The sequence below is a fragment of the Pseudomonas sp. RIT288 genome (genome assembly GCF_000631985.1).
GTDB lineage: Bacteria > Pseudomonadota > Gammaproteobacteria > Pseudomonadales > Pseudomonadaceae > Aquipseudomonas.
Genome location: NZ_JFYN01000004.1, coordinates 40,114 through 60,321, shown reverse-complemented (window position 1 = coordinate 60,321; position 20,208 = coordinate 40,114). Strand labels below are relative to the sequence as shown.

Annotated in this window: 21 protein-coding genes; 12 read left to right on the top strand and 9 right to left on the bottom strand. The window is 53.8% G+C overall.

Annotated elements, in window-relative coordinates; translation table 11 throughout:
* The first annotated feature begins 545 nt into the window (after positions 1-545).
* Complete coding sequence (locus tag BW33_RS05785) at positions 546-2,339, top strand: hypothetical protein (RefSeq protein ID WP_152546087.1); 1,794 nt, start codon at positions 546-548, stop codon at positions 2,337-2,339.
* 451 nt (positions 2,340-2,790) lie between these two features.
* Complete coding sequence (locus BW33_RS05780; RefSeq protein WP_047597684.1) at positions 2,791-4,209, top strand: PIN-like domain-containing protein; 1,419 nt, start codon at positions 2,791-2,793, stop codon at positions 4,207-4,209.
* Positions 4,210-4,510: 301 nt separating this feature from the next.
* Here the strand turns inward: BW33_RS05780 and BW33_RS05775 are convergent, their stop codons facing one another.
* Positions 4,511-5,365 carry an exonuclease domain-containing protein gene (locus BW33_RS05775; RefSeq protein ID WP_047597681.1) on the bottom strand — a complete coding sequence of 285 codons (855 nt, stop codon included), beginning with the start codon at positions 5,363-5,365 and terminating at the stop codon, positions 4,511-4,513.
* A gap of 228 nt (positions 5,366-5,593) precedes the next feature.
* On the opposite strand from BW33_RS05775, the gene BW33_RS05770 reads away from it, so the two are divergent.
* Both BW33_RS05770 and BW33_RS05765 read left to right on the top strand, forming a co-directional pair.
* Positions 5,594-6,754, top strand: coding sequence for an IS30 family transposase (locus tag BW33_RS05770; RefSeq protein ID WP_047597679.1), 1,161 nt, complete (start codon positions 5,594-5,596; stop codon positions 6,752-6,754).
* Between the two features lie 152 nt (positions 6,755-6,906).
* Positions 6,907-7,347, top strand: a complete 441-nt coding sequence (locus tag BW33_RS05765; protein ID WP_047597678.1) for a GNAT family N-acetyltransferase — start codon at positions 6,907-6,909, stop codon at positions 7,345-7,347.
* 168 nt (positions 7,348-7,515) lie between these two features.
* On the opposite strand, the gene BW33_RS28980 is transcribed toward BW33_RS05765, so the two are convergent.
* Positions 7,516-7,803 (bottom strand): hypothetical protein, encoded by a 288-nt coding sequence (locus tag BW33_RS28980; RefSeq protein ID WP_152546086.1) that lies wholly within the window; start codon positions 7,801-7,803, stop codon positions 7,516-7,518.
* Positions 7,804-8,600: 797 nt separating this feature from the next.
* On the opposite strand from BW33_RS28980, the gene BW33_RS05760 reads away from it, so the two are divergent.
* Positions 8,601-8,978: a hypothetical protein gene (locus tag BW33_RS05760; RefSeq protein WP_047597675.1), complete on the top strand. Its 378-nt coding sequence runs from the start codon at positions 8,601-8,603 to the stop codon at positions 8,976-8,978.
* A 158-nt stretch (positions 8,979-9,136) separates the two neighbouring features.
* Here the strand turns inward: BW33_RS05760 and BW33_RS05755 are convergent, their stop codons facing one another.
* The 4 genes from BW33_RS05755 to BW33_RS05740 form a co-directional block, all read right to left on the bottom strand.
* Positions 9,137-9,793, bottom strand: a complete 657-nt coding sequence (locus tag BW33_RS05755; RefSeq protein ID WP_047597674.1) for a DUF2931 family protein — start codon at positions 9,791-9,793, stop codon at positions 9,137-9,139.
* Between the two features lie 11 nt (positions 9,794-9,804).
* Positions 9,805-10,461 (bottom strand): DUF2931 family protein, encoded by a 657-nt coding sequence (locus BW33_RS05750; RefSeq protein WP_047597672.1) that lies wholly within the window; start codon positions 10,459-10,461, stop codon positions 9,805-9,807.
* Positions 10,461-12,002 (bottom strand): phospholipase effector Tle1 domain-containing protein, encoded by a 1,542-nt coding sequence (locus BW33_RS05745; RefSeq protein ID WP_047597670.1) that lies wholly within the window; start codon positions 12,000-12,002, stop codon positions 10,461-10,463. The genes BW33_RS05750 and BW33_RS05745 overlap by 1 nt, the downstream gene beginning before the upstream one ends.
* Before the next feature lie 139 nt (positions 12,003-12,141).
* Positions 12,142-12,504 (bottom strand): DUF6124 family protein, encoded by a 363-nt coding sequence (locus BW33_RS05740; protein WP_047597667.1) that lies wholly within the window; start codon positions 12,502-12,504, stop codon positions 12,142-12,144.
* 502 nt (positions 12,505-13,006) lie between these two features.
* Here BW33_RS05740 and BW33_RS05735 point away from each other — a divergent pair.
* Positions 13,007-13,546 (top strand): thioesterase family protein, encoded by a 540-nt coding sequence (locus BW33_RS05735; RefSeq protein ID WP_047597664.1) that lies wholly within the window; start codon positions 13,007-13,009, stop codon positions 13,544-13,546.
* A gap of 265 nt (positions 13,547-13,811) precedes the next feature.
* A complete protein-coding gene (locus BW33_RS05730) occupies positions 13,812-14,204 on the top strand; it encodes a carbohydrate-binding module family 20 domain-containing protein (RefSeq protein ID WP_047597663.1) in 393 nt (130 codons plus the stop codon).
* 20 nt (positions 14,205-14,224) lie between these two features.
* On the opposite strand, the gene BW33_RS05725 is transcribed toward BW33_RS05730, so the two are convergent.
* The 3 genes from BW33_RS05725 to BW33_RS05715 form a co-directional block, all read right to left on the bottom strand.
* A complete protein-coding gene (locus tag BW33_RS05725; RefSeq protein WP_047597661.1) occupies positions 14,225-14,719 on the bottom strand; it encodes a GNAT family N-acetyltransferase in 495 nt (164 codons plus the stop codon).
* Positions 14,720-14,732: 13 nt separating this feature from the next.
* A complete protein-coding gene (locus tag BW33_RS05720; protein WP_047597659.1) occupies positions 14,733-14,948 on the bottom strand; it encodes a DUF4287 domain-containing protein in 216 nt (71 codons plus the stop codon).
* Positions 14,949-15,184: 236 nt separating this feature from the next.
* Entirely contained in the window at positions 15,185-15,733 is a 549-nt protein-coding gene (locus BW33_RS05715; RefSeq protein ID WP_047597658.1) for a cytochrome b, read from the bottom strand.
* Positions 15,734-15,940: 207 nt separating this feature from the next.
* Here BW33_RS05715 and BW33_RS05710 point away from each other — a divergent pair, with 207 nt between their 5' ends.
* Genes BW33_RS05710 through BW33_RS05690 form a run of 5 tightly spaced genes read left to right on the top strand, consistent with a single transcriptional unit; the run spans position 15,941 to position 20,197 of the window.
* Positions 15,941-16,618 carry a thermostable hemolysin gene (locus BW33_RS05710; RefSeq protein ID WP_047597657.1) on the top strand — a complete coding sequence of 226 codons (678 nt, stop codon included), beginning with the start codon at positions 15,941-15,943 and terminating at the stop codon, positions 16,616-16,618.
* Positions 16,608-18,089: an AMP-binding protein gene (locus tag BW33_RS05705; protein ID WP_047597656.1), complete on the top strand. Its 1,482-nt coding sequence runs from the start codon at positions 16,608-16,610 to the stop codon at positions 18,087-18,089. The genes BW33_RS05710 and BW33_RS05705 overlap by 11 nt, the downstream gene beginning before the upstream one ends.
* A complete protein-coding gene (locus tag BW33_RS05700) occupies positions 18,086-18,760 on the top strand; it encodes a TenA family transcriptional regulator (RefSeq protein ID WP_047597654.1) in 675 nt (224 codons plus the stop codon). Before BW33_RS05705 ends, BW33_RS05700 begins: the two co-directional genes overlap by 4 nt.
* Positions 18,747-19,556, top strand: coding sequence for an SDR family oxidoreductase (locus BW33_RS05695; RefSeq protein ID WP_047597652.1), 810 nt, complete (start codon positions 18,747-18,749; stop codon positions 19,554-19,556). Before BW33_RS05700 ends, BW33_RS05695 begins: the two co-directional genes overlap by 14 nt.
* Positions 19,553-20,197 carry a tetratricopeptide repeat protein gene (locus BW33_RS05690; protein ID WP_047597649.1) on the top strand — a complete coding sequence of 215 codons (645 nt, stop codon included), beginning with the start codon at positions 19,553-19,555 and terminating at the stop codon, positions 20,195-20,197. Before BW33_RS05695 ends, BW33_RS05690 begins: the two co-directional genes overlap by 4 nt.
* Positions 20,198-20,208 lie beyond the last annotated feature (11 nt).

Here is a 20,208-nt window from a genome sequence, read left to right as displayed (position 1 = left end):
GACGAAGCCTAAAATGCTATGCCCTAGCTGCGGATTCCTGCCATTCGTGGGGGGCGCAGGATAACTGGTGAGGGGAAAAGGTTGTATGGCAGCAGATGGCCATCTCGTAGCGTTACCAGATGAATTGCGTGCGTTGATCTATTTTTCACACCCGATGGCTGCTTTCGGCCAAAAGCGGACGCACGTGCCGACTGCTCTCGAGCCATAGGTGCCATTTACGAGAGGTTTCTTTTTTCGAAAGCTGCGAGTCTGAAAGCTGACAACAAAAGCTTGGGCAGATGCGCGGTGTACATATAGCGATATGAGAGTCGCGATGCCTATATTGTTCGATTTGATCTGCGCGTTCGTGCTTACGCCAAGGAATTATTAGCCTGACCTACTAGACTCAAACTCCTGTTGTCTGAGCGCGGCGCTGGCTAGGGCTGCCACAGCAAACGTTGCGGGTGTAGGCAAAATGGCACTACTCTTCGCCCGAATGTCGTATATATCGTTTTTGAATCCAGAATGCCATGCGGGCGAAATTATTACTTGAAAGGTCGAAAAAGATGGTCGATAGAAAATTAAAAAAAGGTATCAAGCCAGTGCCAGACGAAAGATCATTAATAATAGCTGAACCCGCCGCGAACACTATCCCTAAAGTTTGCTTGGTAGATATGGACTCTGACGTTCTCAGTCTATTGAAGCAGAAGCGCTATGACTGCACGATTGCAACTCTGGGAGGAGAAGTTGAGACTCCAAAAAATAGGCCGGGCATGCAAAGTTTCCTTCGTCCACAGGTTCAGTTGCCTTCGAATCTTCATGAGTTTCACGTTGTCGTAGTGGACTTGGCGATGAATGAAGTCGTTGACGAGGTTGAAGCGCGCGCTGATTTGAAAAATACTAGCGGAAAAAAAGCGTACGCATTAGTAAGCTCTTATCCTGAGCAAGTATTTAATTCGAAAGGGTTTGGCGCTCAGAGGTTTTCGCACGAAATACGAGAGGTTCTCGAAAGGGAGTCTGTCGTAGTTATTTTTGCAGCGGAAAATCATAATGTTCACTATGATCTTGCAGAAATCGGAATGCATGGTACAAACATTGTACAGCAATTGGATTGCGATACATTACGACTGTGCGATGGCATAAAGAACTTTAAGAATAAGTTTGGTAGGACAGTACAGCTTTACAAGGAGAATACTCGTTTTCATTCGCTTCTTGGTAAATACCTTGATGGCGCCATGTATGAAGTTTTTTTCTATCCTCACACAGTTTTCAAAAATGGGAAGAGTGAGCCGGATGAAAATTTTGTACCTCTACTGACTAACGCTGCGGGAGAAGTTGTTGGGTATGCCGTGTTTGTTAATAAAGGCGCTGTGTTTGTTTTACCGCAAATAACTAAAAAACCAGATTTTCTCGTTGAATTATTTGACGAGCTTGCAGCAATTTTTCCAGAAGTACTCCCCTATAATGGTATGTTTGGATGGCTAGACGATGGGTCCTGTTCGCTCCCCGGCGAGGAGGATATCCGAAAGGAGCGTGCGGAAATCGAGGCGAAATTTGTAGCCGATATTGCCGAAAATGAAGCGGCACTTGACGGCTTGAGAAAAGAATTAAATTTCCTCAGAGTTATGCTTTCTGGTACCGGGGATGAATTAGTAGTTGCCGTGCGGGATTATCTTATATGGCTGGGTTACTCCTCCGCGAAAACCATGGACGAACACAGTGAAGATGTCTTGGAAGAGGATATTCAGGTTGAACTTGAACCTGGCCTGTTAGTGATAGAGGTTAAAGGTATAGGTGGTACATCTAAAGATAAGGAATGCGCTCAGATTTCTAAAATTAAAAATAGACGTCAAGAGGAAAGGAAGGCTTGGGATGTTACAGCTCTGTATATCGTTAACCATCAACGATACGTTTCCCCCAAACTTCGTACCAACCCTCCTTTTACAGAGAACCAAATCAAGGATGCGCAGCTGGATAAGCGAGGTCTGATCACTACGTATCAACTATACAATGCTTATTTGGATATCGTTCGTGGACTGGTAACTAAAGGTGATGTTCGAAAGCAGTTGCTTGAAATTGGGCATGTAAAAATCACCCCGCCTGAATTGATTGAAATAGGCATTGTCAAGGAAGTCTTTCAACAAGGACGAATAGCCATCCTACAGCTGGGTGAGGCGACCGTATCTCTTGGCACTAAGCTATACGTCCTAAAGAATGATGCCTACGAAGTTAGGGAAATTATAGGCCTAAAACTAAACGACTTGGATATGAATGAGTGTACAGGTGGTGAAGTTGGCATTCAGCTAGATGCTGCTATAAGAAAAGGGAGCCAGATATATATGTCTGCCTTCGCAATTTAGGGTTCAGACAATTGGAAGTACGATCTTCGGTCGTTATCGTAATGGGGGGGGGGAGGGGTTTGGACTGATAGATTCAGACGGCCGCAAGCTGTTGTTATCATGACTCCTATTGCAAAAAAAACCTGACAATTCTGTGCTAAGCTTTTCTTTTATTTGAATAAAGTTAAAACATGGCTAGCAAATTCTTCTCAATTGCACCAGAGAAAGATAGCGTGAAGTACTCAACGCTAGAAGTAGCGCTAATGAGCGCTGGCTCTAATGTCAAAGATAGAAGCGAATGTTAAAATCGTTGAAAGTGCTTGAGTTGCCCTGGCTGGAGTGGTGAGAAAACTAGATTTGATAATCGGGCTAGTCCACTTAAAAAGGTGACGAAATAATTTTCATAAATTTGCCGAAAGCGAACGCAGCAAAACCGGTGTGATCTGCAAATTAAAGAGACCTTAGGTGAAAAATGACAAATACAAGTGACCAGATTGATATCTTATTAAAAACGCATTGTGAGCTTGATCAAGATGCTTTAGATAAGCTTTGGGAGAAAGGTACCTTTGTCTTTGACTCAAATGTGTTATTGGACTTATACAGGCTTCCGCAGGAAGCGAAAAACGAACTGTTGTCCGTGCTGAGAAAACCCGAAATAAAGAACAGAATATGGATTGCTTTTCAAGGCCTGCTTGAGTTTCTTAACAATAGGCATGATGCCATAGGCGATCAGAAAAGCAAATTTGAAACCGTGCGCGGGAAGCTTCGGCAAGCAATATCAAGCTACGAGGAAACTTTCAAGACGTTAAGTGTCGAGCTGGCTAAACTTAAGCTTCGGAGAAGGCACTCACTGATAAACCCGGAAAAATTCATATCCACAGAAAATATAGCAACTGGCATTAATTTTGTTTACGACTTCATCGACGAGTTGAACGATCTTGAAAAAAAGCAACGGGACGTCCACGATGAAGATGAAACAAAAAAAGATGTTCTAAACATTTTTCAAGGAAAAATTGGGCGAGGCTTAAGCAAAAAACAAATTGCAGATTTATATTTGGCTGGTGAGAGTCGTTACAAGAATGAAGTACCTCCCGGCTATAAAGATAAAAACAAACCTCATTCTTACTTTGTTCTTGATGTTGAGTACAAATGCAAATTTGGTGATTTGTTGTTTTGGCATGAGGTTATAGATAAAGCAAAAATAGAAAATCTTGAATACGTCATTCTGGTAACGGGCGACGTGAAAGAAGATTGGTGGTTGGAAAAAAGAGGAAAGAAATTAGGGCCTCGAAAAGAATTGCTAAATGAAATATACACCAACGCTCCGTCCTTAAAAGCATTTCATATGTATGATACTTCTAACTTCTTGAGGCGCATTGGGGAAAGATTTACTTTTAATGTAAGTGAGTCTACTATTTCTGAAACAGAAAATCTTCTAGCATTAGATCGTGATGGCGTGAAATCAGAAGAGCTCGTAGATATTTCAGAAATATTAGCGATAGTGACAATTGATATGGACGATTTTACTGTCGCCGAATCTGATGGCTTTACAAATTTGCCACTTGTAAAAGTCCCCCTCATGTCAATGTACAACGTCCTAAGTGAAATAATTCATAATGCAAAAAATCATTCGAGTACGAAAGCGGTTTATATAGATACACGCCTTGAAAGTCAATATCGCACTCTTCGTTTTAGCAATGCGGCTAATCCAAGCAAAACGACATCTTACGCGTCGCAGGATAATGCGGCTACAGGCTCACTGAGGGAAAGGGCTGTAGGGCTGGATATGGTTCGTAGCACATTAGCTCCCGAAGGAATTCATGTTGAGACCACGCTAGAGAATAATGTTTTTACTATAGAGATATTTATACCGATAACAAAATTTCAATGACATTTTTATGATAGCAGTGTCACGCCGTGTGATAGGCACTGTAAGAACCATTCGGATTGCAACAATCGTTGCAATCTGAATTCACTTAAGCCAGCTCTCATATCGTCGAAATGCCGGAGGTTTCGGGCCCTCAAACTGCTGGCCTGGTCGAATTCCTATGATTAAAACGACCGCTTTTGACCGCAAGCAGTTGCTGCGCACGTCTGCTTTTGGCCGATTTCTGCCTTTCATGAAAGACAAGGCACAAACAAAGAGAGCTGTTACTGCTATCTAACTCAGCAGTTGCGACTCACCACCAAATTTAAATTGGCTGTAGCAAGGCTTGAAAATCGCTCTCGCCCAAGATTCGAATTTTCTGCCCTTTTGCAATGAGCTCTTCAGCTTTTCTATGCTTAGAACTCCGCTCCATGCCTGCCAATCTGCTTATATCTTGGTCCCCCACAACGAGCAGAGTGGTGTGCTTGGTCACGCCTACGCCTACATCGCATCCAGCGGCTGCTGCTAGATCTGCGGCATGCTGCCGAGGAATGGAGAGAGCGCCGGTAAACACAACAACATTTCCCGAGAGTACGCCCTCAAGGCTCGCGACGCGCGCTACAGAAGATATTGAATCTGGGCTCAATGGCTGATTAACCAAAGAGCACCACTCAGTAATCGTTGAACCGGTGTCAGCAATTGCGCGGAGCAATATCTCCCCCGCTGCTCGAGCATCCTCAACAGCGTCGTGATGTTGAAAGGCAATCCCGAAATGGGATGCTAAGTTCTTGAGGCCGTAACCAGACTGGGAAAACTGACTCCAAGCCCTACGTGCAACACGAGAGGTGTCGAGCCAGGAACAATCAAAAATCGGAAGGCCAGCACTCTGATTAGCTCGGAAGGTGGCTGTTCGATCGAAGGGAGTATGGCTAACAACAATTTTTCCGGCGACGAATGGTAAAACTCGCTGGTAGACCTCAGCCCAGTATGGCGCTGCCGAAATCGTATTTTCGTCGATCCCATGAACAGCTATGTTCATGGGATGAAAATAATCATTTGGATTGACCAGTGAGCCCCATGATTCATGGAGCTTTCCGCCCCGAAAAACTGCGACACCTATCTGACAAATGCTCGCCAGGTTAGGGTTTGACGTCTCCACATCAATGACTGTGAAATCCATTTATCCTCCGAAAATGTTTTACGGACTTATCGATTCAGAACCCCTAGCGTCTATTAGCTGGTTTAAAAGGTACGCTACAACACAGCTGACGTTACCCATTTGCCATTACAACGTCCAGCGTCTGCTATTGGCCGGAAGGCGCTGCTCTCAAAGGTCCGCTTTTGGCTGTGGATTCAACGGGTCGATGCAACACAACTAAATTCTGTGTAAGCAGAAGGAGTGTTGCAGATGAAGCAGAGACCTCGGATCTATTACACCGAAAGCCAGAAAAAACTGATGTGGGATCACTGGCAGAAAGGCGACTCTCTCCAGCACATAGCCCAATTATTTGATCGAAACCACTCATCGATACAGCGCATCTTGGCGGAAACAGGCGGTATCAGACCCGCTGTACGCCGCAGGTCCAGATTGGCGCTGACGTTGGCTGAGCGTGAAGAGATTTCGCGTGCAGTGGTGGCAGGTAACTCGATCCGATCCATGGCTGCGCTGCTAGGGCGAGCAGCCTCTACGATCAGTCGTGAGATCAGACGCAACGGTGGCCAAGGATGCTACCGGGCTAATCAAGCTGATCAGGCTGCCTGGGATCGCGCGCATCGACCTAAGGTGTGCAAACTTGTTGAGAACCGAACGGTGGCGCAAATTGTTGCAAACAAGCTTCAATTGCAGTGGTCACCGGAACAAATTGCCGGCTGGCTGAAGCGATCCTACCCGGACGATACGAGCTATCAGGTGTCACACGAGACGATCTATCGCACCCTCTTCATACAGGCTCGCGGGGCTCTGAAGAAGGAGTTGCTTGAGCATTTACGGCGGACGCGAGCCATGCGTCGCTCGCGCCATCACACTCAGAAGAAAGAAAATCATGGTCGCATCACAGACGCGGTATCGATCCGTGAACGCCCGGCCACAGTTAAGGATCGAGCGGTGCCAGGTCACTGGGAAGGCGACCTGCTGTGCGGTAGCAGGAACAGCCAAATTGCCACTCTTGTGGAGCGTCAAACCCGCTTCGTAATGCTGGTGAAATTGGACGGAAAGGATAGCGAGACGGTAATCAGCGCGCTGATCGAAAACGCCCGTAACTTACCCCAAGAACTCTACAAATCGCTGACCTGGGATCGCGGCAAAGAGATGGCTGACCATAAACGCTTTACGGTGGCCACCGACATCAAGGTCTACTTCTGCGATCCTCATCGTCCATGGCAACGAGGATCAAATGAGAACACCAATGGGTTGTTAAGGCAGTACTTCCCGAAAGGAACCGACCTTGCGGAGCACTCGCAAGCCACGCTCAATGAAGTCGCAAGGCAGCTAAATAGCCGCCCTCGGAAAACACTAGGCTACGAAACACCGGCAGAACGATTTAGCCAATCTGTTGCATCGACCGGTTGAATCCACAGCCGGAAGCAGCCCCTCATGACGTACTGCTATAACCATTTGCCGTTTGTGACCTTCCGCAAGTGGTTATAGCAGCCAGCCCAGGGCGCTAGAAACGGCACTCGACTTGCATGTCACTCTGTTTCAACGCGACATAAGGGAATGAAATGAGGAAGGCGTGGCGTACAACCGGCAGCATTCACGAGAAGGATCTGCGTGCTGTATCTGATGGCGTCATACAACACGGGCAGAACTTGTCGCGCGGACATGGCGGAAATGCCGAGCCCATAGCCTGCACGCTGATGGATGATGAGACCTTAGTTGGCGGTGTCACAGGTCGAACTGAGTTTGGCCGTCTTTTTATCAGTTATCTATGGGTAGATGCTCCATGGCGTGGGAAAGGCATCGGAACCGAGCTATTGCACAGGCTTGAGGCACTTGCTCTGGAGCATCGATGCCATGAAGCGCTCATTGAGACCCTCGATGACAGCGTGGCGCACTGGTACAAGCGGTGCGGCTACCGACTTGTCGCACATCTTCCTCAGTACTGCGGACCTTGGAATCGCCATACGCTTTTGAAAGACTTGAAACCGGATCGCGATTACTGACTTTGGGCTTTCAAGATGTATGAGCCGTCTCAAGTCTGCTTTTGGCCGATCTCTGCCAGCTGCTCCCTTGTAGCGAAGGGCTGGAACCCACCATGACTATCATTCAGATAATTGACTGTTGAACCAGATGTACCAATGTTGATCCAGCCTTCGGCGAGCTATTAAGCGTTACAGCCATTGGTAGGAAGCGCCGTTGACAAGCTGCTTTCGTGCTTTGTTCGATAGCCATGGGAATCCCGAAGCAAGACGAGCGTCTGCAAGCGAGCAGCCATCGGCAAAGTCCTTGCTCGCAAGCCAACCTTCTCTCTCTATTGCAGTACCCCAGGCACGCCGCAGTTGTTCGAGGTCATTTGTGTCGAGTGATGGTGCAGATGATACCGACTCATAAAACTCCCATGGCTGCTCCCAGCGATCAAACGCCTCTATTGCTGAAATCAACTTGCGATACGACTTCATTGTGGTACCTAAAGGTTAGCGAAGTGGGCATACGTGGAATCCTCATTGAATGACCCGCTGGCGGCCATTTTCCGTCGGCCTTATCGCAAAAATTACTGTTTTGCCACTAGGCTGTGCAAGTACAGCTTTTGGCCGAAAACGGTAGGCCAGGTACGGCGGTTTCCGGCCACATAGCGGTCAGTCAGAAGTAGGAAGAATGCAGTTCAGAATCTGAAAATTCAGCTCGATAATCGCCTGCGTCAGTGCCACTCCCTAAAACAGTGCATGCATTGACGCGCACGCCAAGTCCTCAACTGCCCTCCGCAGAATGAGCATCGGGCAATTTTTTGCTCGCAAAGAGGCCTCATCCGATGGCGGAAATATTCCCAGACAACATTAGGATCAATATTTTCTCGGAGGACTATCTCATCTACTACCGCCTGATCACCCTTCTCGTGGAAAGCCCCGATGATCGCTAGCGTTTCAATTGATGGACAGTAACCAGTAATTGAATCGCCGCATCGATTACAAACACGTTGACCATAGTCAGTAGTCATAAATTCGTTTCAGTGCGTGGAACTGGAGATGACCTTTCTACTAGACGCCGGGTGCAGTGACAACGTCCGCTCTGGGTCGGAAAGCGACGGTCTGACTATTCGCCCCAGAGCGAAACTTGGTTTGCGGAACTGAGGGGGAATCACCAGGGCGTTAATATCGTGTATCGCGGTGATCGCTTATGTGGATGATCAGGAAGGGAATAATGATTCACAAACGAATGATAGGTAGGATGCATGGCGATGTCTGGCAAAGGAGACGGCATGCCACAGCTCACATGGGATCCCTTTGATCTGGTCGCCGTACTCGGCGTCCTTCCTTCCCACGATGAATTTGGTACGTCGCATCGGTATTTGATCGAACAAGGCTCCCTCAGGCTGGAACTGACAATCTGGCAATACGATTCTGATGTAGAAATTCAGATGTGGGAGACGTCATTATCCAAACCGATTATCAAGTACACGTTGCTCGGATGCCCTGGTATCCGGGTTGTTGACGATAAGCGCGGCACATTTGTGGAGTTCGCCGCATCGAATACCTTCACCGGACGCTATGACGGATATTCGGTAATTCCTTACGGCTTGAGGCTTTGGGTCGATCCACAGTTTTTTCTAGAGCCGTTTAGCTATGGGGCTGCTTAGCGTCATAGGTGGTCATCAACCACGAATGACCGCTTTGGCCAAAGCGGACCTTCGTTGAACACAGCATTGACGCGACAGCTACCGAAGATAATGACTCAACACAACGGCACTGAAGCGTTGCCTTCATCACAAATGTTCCATTCAGGTAAATGCCACGACTACCAACTTCCATATGGAATGCCAAATCTTTCGATATACCGCTTGGACTTTTCGCTGACGGGATACGCATAGCGCCCTTGGTTCTTACCTTGACTAGGCCCTAGCGGTTCAACCTCTGCCTTTGTTCTAGCGACTTTCACTGGCCGATGGCACTCGTCCCGAACGAAAACTTGTACAACGCCCCCTGGGGCCAATCCCGGATAAATAGAGGCGCTGTAGCTGGCCTGTTCCTCGGGTGTTTCCGGGCACCGCTGACTGACCGATTGCACCATCAGTTGCCTCGCCTCTTCAGGCACATCTACCCAAACCTTATAGGTCTGCGGCTCGACAATGGATTGCCAGCGCACGTAAATGCGTTTGGGCAAGCCAGCGCCAATCACTGGTTTCGCAGCTGCGCCTACCGCATGCCAACCGCGCGCGGACTCTTTGCCATTCTCTGGTTCACCACCAGCGGCTGTGCCTCCCCCCGTCCGCGTGAATAGCTTGCCGTTTATGTCTTCGACGGCACTGTCCTCAACCCAAACCTTCATGTAATAGGGTTCGGTGAACGCAAGCTCCCATGAATCGGCTTTCGGGTCGTTTTTTACGGAAAGCGGAGAGGCAGACTGGCAGCCGCTCAGTAACAACACGCATACCGCCACAAAGCATTGCTTCATTGGTTTACCGTTTACCAACTCCCGTAAGGGATGCCGAATTTTTCAATATACCGCTTAGACTCTTCACTGACTGGATAGGCATAGCGCCCGCCATGCTTCCCCTGCTCCGGGCCTAGCGGTTCAAGTTCGCCCTGGGCATGAGCGACTTGGATCGGTCGGTGGCATGAATCTCTGACCCATGCTTGAAGTACCCCCCCCGGGGCCAGCCCCACGTAAAGCGAAGCCATGTATCGAGCGGTCCTTTCAGGAGTTTCCGGGCAGCGCTGGTGCGTTGAATCCACCATCAATTGCCTCGCTGACTCTGGAATTTCAATGAAACCCTTGTAGGTTTTCTGCTCTGATATGGACTGCCAACGAACAAAGATGAGTTTGGGAAGATCGGCACCGGTTACCGGAATACCGGAACCACTGACCGTGCCCCAACCACGGGCTGACTCTGTGCCATCTTCTGGTTCACCTCCGGCGGCGGTGCTTCCGCCCGCCTTGAAAAACGTTCTGTTTTTGATGTCCAGGACTGAGCTGTCTTCTACCCAAACCTTCATGTAGTCCGGCTCTACAAATCCTAACTGCCACCAAGGAGATTTGGGGTCACTTTCGCCACTTTCGGCTGCGCCCGTCTGGCAACCCGCCAACAGAAAAATGCCCAATAGAACAATCAATGCTCTCATTACCAAAGCTTCCAATCAGGTACGTGTGGGTGTTGTACGCGAATTGCGTCTGCCGTCGGAGCGTTGATGTAAACGGCCTCGATGCCACTGCCGTCATTTCTTCCGAGGGGATGATTCCAGTTTGCAGAGGTGTGGATGTATTTGAGCTTAAGCAGTGTTTCTTCCTCATCAGTGGTTTTGTAATCACCGGCAACAAAACGATTACACAAGGCTTGTAGTTCTTCCGGAACCGCGTACTCATCGCTTTCTGGCATGTCGATGAACTGGACACCCTTTTCCTTTGCCAGTTGATACATGACTCTCAAGTAAACCAGTGAAAGCTTACCGCTGACTGGCCTTTTGAGCTGCAGCGCGGCGTACACGCGTTTTTCTCTAGGAGCCAGTCGATCTTGGTTGTCCCTCGGGAGCACGAGCGCGGTGGGTGTCACAACTTCCAGAAGATGCTCAGGCCACCCTTTGGCAACCCACTGACTTTTCAGGCGTGCAGCATCCCGGTAGATCGACGTAGTCGCGACGTCAGTTTGGACAGAGACATCAAGGGCTTGCATGGGGCTGACCAGCACGCACTCCTCGACTTCATCGAGGTAGCTTCCACCAATATCCGAATGAACGCCGGGAAGGGTGTACTCCGGATGGTCGGGCTTAACACGGCTGAGCGCGAAATTCACTCGGCACTCATCGCGAGCAACGAGATGGACAACATCTTTGAAGAACCTGCGGTCCAGGTAAAGCTTCACACCGGGAGCGATAGGACTTGTCACTTGACCAAGATTGGTGAAGCCGGCAATGGATGGCACTGTGTCGAACAGACCAATAAATCCCATCTTGATACCGTTTCCGTACTGGCTATCAAAATTTCGGCAGAAATCTCGGGTGTAAATGCTCAGCAAATTCCCAAGTGGACCCTGCTTGCCTCGCACGATTTCATTGGAAAAGTGACGGGCAGCTGCGGCGCCACGGCTGAAGCCAAACGTGTCAAAAGTCAGAGACACTATTTCACTGCCGGGACTATCTTGCAGAGCCTCATCAATGGTTTGTTTGATTTGCGCGAAAGACGCCTGCACACGCGCTGCAACACCGGTATCACCCCGCCCCGTGCCAGCGCCCACCGTGCTGTCTTTTTTATTACTGACGGTGCCTATTCCGTCAACATAGACAGGACGTGAAATGCATTTGAAGGAGCCTGAGCCCTCCGCTTTTTCAGTCTTTTTATACAGATCATGCAGTTTTTTAACATTCGTGAGGCCGGCCCCATAACTGCTATCCGGATCACTCATGTAAGGCATGCAACTCGCAGGAATATCCTGCGGCGCAATCGGGTGCTGCGCACCACACAGCAATCCTGCCGCCGTGTTATTTGCGTTGTTACCAGTACCATCAAAGAAAACCCCAATCCTCAACGCAATGCCGATTTTCTCAGGCTCGCGCGCAGGCTCTTTCCCATGCTTCTCATACTCAGCCCAACGCTGGGCATGAATGTCGACGGGTTTGGCTTCTTCGTAGCGGTAGTTTTTCGGGGGGTTGGGAACGTAGCCACTCAATCCTTGATTCCTTGTTCTGATCCTTGAAGAACGGGCCGAAGGGTGACAGCCGAGGCTTGGGGGTGCAAGGCGTGGCCGTGTGCCAGCTCGGTTGAAATTGCTGGGTGCGACGAGGGTTTGGCTCGTCGCACTGGGGTGGTTAGTGGGCGATTTCGACGTTGTCGAGGGCCTGGTTTACGGCGAGTTCGCCGAGCATGACGACTTGGGCGATGCCCAGTGCGGTTTTGCGGTGGGAGGTGTCGAGTGTGGCGGCGAAGTTGTTGAGCATTTCGCTGGCGGAGCCGAGGGTTTCGCTGGCGTTGGCGAGCAGGGATTCGGTGTCGCACTTCGGGTTGGCGAGGTACATGGGTTCGGGTTTGTGCGGGCTGGCCATGATTTGGCTGGCCGGGGACAGGTAGTGGTCGAGGGCGCGTTCGGCGGCTTCGTGGAGTTTTTTGGAATCGAGGGATTCGTAGGGAGATACGAGGTCCGTTTCTGGCGGGTTGGGTGTTGGTTTGATCATGGTGAAACTCCTAGTTATTGAAGAGGAGCCTTCACCTTCGCTACCAAACGAAGGGTGGCGGCCACACGCGGGTTGGTAGACCGGTAACTAGGACCCGGCACACCCGAAGGTGTCCTGCGCATGGCCACCATTGAGCAACGACCTGATGAGGTCTGCGAACGGTGCGCGATGCGACTAGTTATGGCGGGCTACCAAACCCGATCACTGTTTTTCAGTGACCGACAGACGATAGAACCCGCGCCCTAGACGCACAAGCCGGCGGATTCTGGCGTACTCGTAGGCGATGGCGCAAGGCGTTGTAGGGCTTCGGTGGTAACGGCAGGCTTCATATAAACATCTCGATTATTTGCTGTTTATCCGCCGGTTCAACGGGCTACCGATCCAGCACCAATCCCGCAATGATCGGAATGCACTGTTCCGTCCAAAAAAGTCATTTACGCACCTACCTCGCCATCGCCCGGCTCGCTAGAGTGCAACGCTCTTTCAACTGGCTGACGTACTTATGAATCTGTGGTTTCGATTGCTCTGCATGCTTTTCCGCCGACCGTGGCGCAAGCCGGTCAATGCGCTGGAATCCACCGTTATCCGCATGCGCGTGTGGCCGCTGGATCTCGATTTGAATCGGCATGTCACCAATGGTCGGTACTTCACCATGGCTGATGTCGGACGCATGGATTTTGTGTTGCGCAGTGGCGCGTTTCGGGTGGCGCTGCGTGCTAAAGCGTTGCCGATCGTTGGCGATACCTGGGGCAAATTTCGGCGTGAGCTGAGGCTGTTTGAAGCGTTTGAAATTCACAGCCGGATGCTTGGCTGGGACGACAAATGGAGCTTCATGGAGCATCGCTTCGTGAGCAAGGGCCGGGTGATCGGCGTGGTGGTCATGCGCGGGCTGTTTCGCTCGGCGAAAGGCACGATTGCGCCGGGTGAATTCGTCAGGGAGTTGGGGCTGCCTGAGCAGTCGCCCGAGATGCCGGAGTGGTTGACGTCGTGGTCGGCGAGTTGCGATCTGATGAGCCTTCAGCTTAGGGGTGAGGAGGTTTGAGTGATTGGGCGGCTGGACGGGCGCCATCGCTAGCAGGCTAGCTCCCACAGGGATTTTTGGCTGGTTTGGGAGTGGGGTTGGCTGGGCGGGTGCCATCGCTAGCAGGTTAGCTCCCACAAGTTCCGCGCACGGTTTGGCTGCCTGGGGAATAAGGCGCTAGTGCCGGTATCGCAAAGGAGTCTGACGGACTGTCAGTTCTTACAGGTCTCTTACAGTTTGCGCGGGGCTAAGCTGGCCCGACTGAAGGAAAACTGAGGAACTGATCATGCGCCGCATTCGATACTTGTTGCCACTGAGTGCTCTGCTCTTGGCGATTCTGCAGGCAAACAGTTATGCCGGCGCCACCTGGACGTATTCGCTCCCGGTAAATTTTCGCTGTGATAATGGCGTCACGACAACGGGCTACAGCGTCTACGTGGTCGGTAATACCAAGGAGTTGGGGAACGGCAAAGCAGCTGACGCCTTTAAACTCAGCCCATCTGCCTACCCTTCCTGGACCGGTACGGTAACCTTCCTGAACTTAAAACCCGATGATGTCGTGAAATGGAAATGCATCATTCGTAATGAGAATAACCCAGGCGATGTAAGAACCGAGGGCCCTGAAAATAATGTCACTCTGTCCTTTAAATCGACGCCTCAGGCCACGGCAAGCTTCTGAGGTCAACACATAGGCAGTGGTTACAGACCTGAAGGTTGGCCTCGACCGCGCGTCATGTTAATCAGCGCCACACGCCTCCCCCCCGGCGCCGCACGCTCTTCGATGGAGAACGGCACGAACCCGAGTTTCGGGTAAAGCAGCAGCCCCGCCGTGTTTTCGTTGAAACACGAAAGCTGCACTTCCCTGGCCTGATATTTTTCGAAGCCGACCGCAGTCATGGTTTCGACAATGTAGCGAGCGACGCCCTGGCCACGGGCGTAAGGGGCGACGATGACGTTGCCGATGCAGCAAATACCGTCGTGCTCGGCACGGTAGAAGTTGGCGAAACCGACGAACTCGCCGTTGGCCAGAAATGCCGTGGAATCAAAGCGCTGGCTGATCGCGGTGTGCATCTGTTCTTCCGTCAGCGGGTACTGCGCTTTCGGGAACATGAAGTACAACTCTTGAACGCCCTGGGGAAAGCTGCACAGGGTTTTGACGTCGTCGGCCGTCACTGGCCGGTGGGAGAAATTCATCGCTGCCCTGCCCTCACTGTTTGCCTGCGGCCAAATGGTGCGCGACCAGCGCGTTGGCATGGCCGTGGCCCATGCCGTGTTCTGCTTTGAGCCACGCCACCAGTTCCATGTGTTTTTTGTCGGTGATGCCGGCGAGCAGGTTCAGCCAGTGTTCGATGGGCTGGCCGTACTTTTTTTCGATGGAGGGAAAGTACGACGCCGGGCCTTTTACCTTGTTGTCTTCGCTCATGCTGCCAGCTCCCTTGGGTCACGACGGAGGGTCGGCGACGCTCCTTGTCGGCATGCCATAGAGTGGACGCGAAGTGTGATTCGGGCAACTGCACCGCTCTTCGAGACACCACAAAAACCTGTGGGAGCGAGCCTGCTCGCGAAGGCGTCGTGTCAGCCGACATCATCAGTGGCTGATACTCCGCCTTCGCGAGCAGGCTCGCTCCCACAGGGATTGAGGGTTGAAGGAGGTCAGGGTTATTCCGTGCGGCCCGGCAACATCCGCACCAGCGTGTTATCCCGCACCCAGTAGTGGTGAAAAAGCCCCGCCGCCGCGTGCAAGCCGATCAGCCAGTAGCCGGCGCTGCCCAGCGTTTCATGCCAGTACTTGAGCTGTTTGGCGAAGTCCGGGTCGATGGCGACCGGTGCCGGGACGTGGAAGCCGAAGTACGGGAACGGTTTATCGGCGGCGGCGAGCATCAGCCAGGCGAGGATCGGCGTGGCGATCATCAGCACGTACAGCGCCAGGTGCATCAGGTGCGAGATGCCGGTCTGCCAGGCTGGCGGCTTGGGGGTGATCGGCGGGCGTGGGCTCAGGCGGCCGAACAGGCGCACCCAGACCAGCACGAAAATGCTCGCGCCGAACAGGCCGTGGAAGCCCATCAGCAGGCCACGCGCTTCGCTGCCCTTGGGCATGAAACCCTTGATTTCGACACAGGCATAGACGCCGACGAACAGCGCCAGCATCAGCCAGTGCAGCGTAATTGACAGTTTTCCATAACGGGTGACGGCGGTGTCGCGGGTCATAAGAAGCGCCTCGTGATTGTCGTGAGTGACGGTCGATTCGTTCGACAGTCTCGATCCGGTTGCAGGGCGAACCGACGGTGCCACCCTGCCCTTGCAGTCTTAAGACAATCTGAAGATTGCCCGTTGCTTAACCTTTTTTCACCTTCAGACTTCGTTAAGAAATGCCTCCGATACTGCGCTCAAACCATTGAGGGAGGCGTTCTGCCCATGCCCGATTTCGACTGGAACATTCCCCTGCCCCTGCGCTTCGGTCAAGCCGAAACGCAGCTGATGACGTTGACCGGCGCCTTGCCCGACGACGCGCTGCGAGAGACTTTCGAAGCCTTCATCCAGCAGCGTTTTCGCAAAGCCCATGGCGCCGACATTCGACACTTTATGCCCGAGCTGTTCGGCATGCACAACGGCGGCGGTGAGCTGTGTGCGGTGGCCGGTGTACGTCGTGCACATCAAGAGCCGCTGTTTCTCGAGCGCTATCTGGATGAACCGATCGAACCGTTGATCAGCGCTGCAGCCGATCGCCCGGTGGATCGCACCGGCATCGTCGAAGTCGGCAACCTCGCCGCCAGCGACACCGGCAGCGCCCGCATGAGCATCATCGCCATCACTTACCTGCTGGCCATGGGCGGCCTGGAATGGGTGACGTTCACCGGCAACATCGGACTGGTCAACAGCTTCCATCGGCTCGGTCTGAAGCCAGTGACATTATGCGCCGCCGACCCGGAACGCCTGGGTGACGAGCGTCAACACTGGGGCAGTTATTACGAAAGCAAGCCTTGGGTGCACGTCGGCAACATCCGCGCCGGCTTCATCCATTTGCGCAATATCGGCCTGTTCACTCGATTGGGACTGCCGACCTCGATTGAAGGAGCCTGCCATGTCGCTTGAACTGCATCGCTTCCAGGAAACCCTGCGCGACCATGCCCGGCGCAATGACAACAGCACCGCGCTGTGGGGCGATACGCTGAAACTCGATTACGCCACTGTTTACGCCGAGGTGCTGTATCGCCAGGAGCGCCTGCGCGACGAACAGGCGCAGGTGATCGCCTTGGCCCTGGATAACGGCGTCGATGCGATGCTGTGGGATTTGGCCGTGCTGTTCGAGGGCCTGACCTGCGTGACGCTGCCACCGTTTTTCAGCCCCGCGCAACGGGCCCATTGCCTGGAACAGAGCCAGGCCGAACGAGTGATTGCCGAACCGGAGCTGGACGCCGAACTACTCGCCGCCGGTTACGAGCAGCACGGTGAGTTCTGGTGCTGCACGTTCGATGGCCCGAGTCGCCTGCCTGCCGGCACCGCCAAACTGACCTTCACCTCCGGCACCACCGGCACACCGAAAGGCGTGTGTCTGAGCGCCGAGAGTCTGCTGCGTGTGGCGCGGGAGCTGGACCAAGCGAGCAAACCCACTGATCCGCAGCATCATCTGGCGTTGTTGCCGCTGGCGATTCTGCTGGAAAACCTCGGCTGCTACGCCGCGCTGTACGCCGGTGCGACACTGAGTCTGCCGAGCCAGAAAACCCTGGGCATTCAGGGCGCCAGCGGCGTCGATGTACCGCACCTGTTGGGCTATCTGGCTAGCCGTGCGCCGGAGAGTCTGATTCTGGTGCCGCAGCTGTTGCTGATGCTGGTCAGCGCCGCCGAACAGAAAGCCTTCGATCCACAAAAACTGCGTTTCGCCGCCGTCGGCGGTGCGCGGGTCTCGGAGGATTTGCTGCACCGCGCACAGCGTGTCGGCCTGCCGGTTTTCGAAGGTTATGGCTTGTCCGAATGCGCCTCGGTGGTGTGCCTCAATCGCCCCGGCGCGCGGCGTCCGGGCAGCGTCGGCCAGCCGCTGCCGCACGTTGAAGTGCGCTTGGCCGAAGACGGCGAAGTACTGATCAAGGGCTCGGCGCTGCTCGGTTATCTGGGGGACGCGCCATACGCCGATGAGTGGTGGCCGAGCGGTGATCTGGGCGAGTTCGACCCCGAAGGTTTCCTCTACCTCAAGGGCCGCAAGAAGCACCAGTTCGTCACCAGTTTCGGACGCAACGTCAACCCGGAATGGGTCGAGTCGGAACTGACCCAGCGCCGCCATATTGCCCAGGCCTTCGTCTACGGCGAGGCCCTGCCGCACAACCACGCCTTGCTCTGGCCGCACCGTGCCGATTGCAGCGACGCGGAGCTGGCGGCAGCGGTCGCCGAGGCCAACAAAGCCTTGCCCGATTACGCCCAGGTGCACCGCTGGACGCGCCTGCCGCAACCCTTCACCGCCGCCAATGGCCTGCTGACCGCCAATGGTCGGCCACGCCGCGAGGCGATTGTCGCGCTGTACCACGCCCAATTGACTGAATCCGCTGTTTCCGAGGAGTCCGCATCATGAGTTTTTTCGACACCCTGCAAGAAGCCACGCAGCAGGAGCGCCACGAGCTGTTCAACCTGCCCATCATCCTTGACGCCTTGCAAGGCAAGGTCAGCCTGCAAAGCTATCGGGCATTTCTGGCTCAGGCGTATTACCACGTGCGCCACACCGTGCCGTTGATGATGGCCTGCGGCGCGCGCCTGCCGACACGGCTGGAGTGGCTGCGCAAAGCCGTCTGCGAATACATCGAAGACGAATACGGCCATGAACAGTGGGTGCTCAACGATATTGCCGCGTGTGGCGGTGATCGCGACGCCGTGCGCGATGGTCAACCGTCGCTGCCGATCGAATTGATGGTCAGTTTCCTCTACGACTTGATCGCCCGGGGTAATCCGGTGGGCCTGTTCGGCATGGTCAACGTGCTTGAAGGCACCAGCATTGCCCTGGCCACTCATGCGGCGGGCAGCATTCGCGAGCGTCTGGCGTTGCCGGAAACCGCGTTCAGCTACCTCAGCTCGCACGGCTCGCTGGACATCGAGCACATGCAAACCTATCGCCGCTTGATGAATCAGCTGGAAGATCCAGAGGATCAGGCAGCGGTGATCCACGCCTCGAAGGTCGTCTATCGCTTGTACACCGACATGTTCCGAGGTCTGCCGCGTGACGCGGAGGCACACCATGCAGCTGCGTGATGCGCGGGTGGTGTTGACCGGTGCCAGTGGCGGCATCGGCATGGCGATTGCCGAGGCCTTGTGCGCCGCCGGCGCCCAGGTGTTGGCGGTGGCGCGGCATGAGCAGGCGCTGGCGCCGTTGCTTGAGCGCTACCCGAATTCGCTGTGCTGGGTCGCCGCCGACCTGACCTTCCTCAGCGACCGGCGCAAGGTACTGGCCGCTGCCGAAGCCATTGGCGGCATCAACCTGCTGATCAACGCGGCCGGGGTCAATCACTTCGCCATGCTTGAACAGCTGGATGACAGCGACATCAACGCGATGCTCGCGGTGAACATCAGCGCACCGATGTGCCTGACCAAACTGCTGCTGCCACTGCTCAAGCGGGCTGACAGTGCGATGGTGGTCAACGTCGGTTCGACCTACGGCTCGATCGGCTACCCCGGTTACGCCAGTTATTGCGCGACCAAGTTCGCCCTGCGCGGATTCTCCGAAGCGCTGCGCCGCGAGCTGGCCGACACCCGGGTCAACGTGCTGTACGTCGCGCCCCGGGCCACGCGCACCTCGATGAACAGCGCCGCGGCGCAAGCCTTGAACGATGCGCTCAAGGCGAACGTCGATGACCCGCAAACCGTCGCCTCGGCGGTGATCCACGCGATCGCCGGCGACCGCCGCGACCTGTATCTGGGCTGGCCGGAGCGATTCTTCGTACGCCTGAACAATCTGCTGCCACATCTGGTGGATCGAGGCCTGCGCAAGCAGTTGCCGCTGATTCGCCGCCTCAGTGAAAAACCTGACCACGAGCCGCCAAAACCATGAAAAGACTTTCCGTATGCCTGTTGCTCGCCGCCCTCAGCCAAAGCGTCTGGGCGCTGGAGCCTGCCGATCAGCAACGCCTCAATGGCATCCAGCAGAGCTGGGCGCACATCCAATATGAAGTGGCAGAAAAACAGCGCGTCGCCGCGTTCGAACAGTTGTCGTCCGAAGCCACTGCCTTTACCACCCAGCGTCCGGCAGTGGCCGAAGCGTGGATCTGGAAAGGTATCGTCACCAGCAGTTGGGCCGGCGCTCAGGGCGGACTCGGTGCCTTGGGCAAGGCCAAGGACGCCAAGGCCGATCTGGAAAAAGCCCTGACGCTCGACCCCAAAGCCCTGCAAGGCTCGGCCTACACCAGCCTTGCGGCGTTGTATGATCGTGTCCCCGGCTGGCCGATCGGTTTCGGCGACAGCGACAAGGCCGAGCAACTGCTCAAGCAAGCGCTGCAACTGAATCCGGAGGGCATCGACAGTCTGTACTTCTGGGGCGATCACCTCTACCGTCAGAAGCGCTACGCTGAAGCCAGGGTCGCGCTGCTCAAGGCCCAGCAGGCCGCCCCGCGCCCGGGCCGGGAAACCGCTGACGCCGGGCGCCGCAAAGAGATCGCCGCCCTGCTGGTGGACGTGAACAAGAAACTCGACTGACAGGAGTTCGC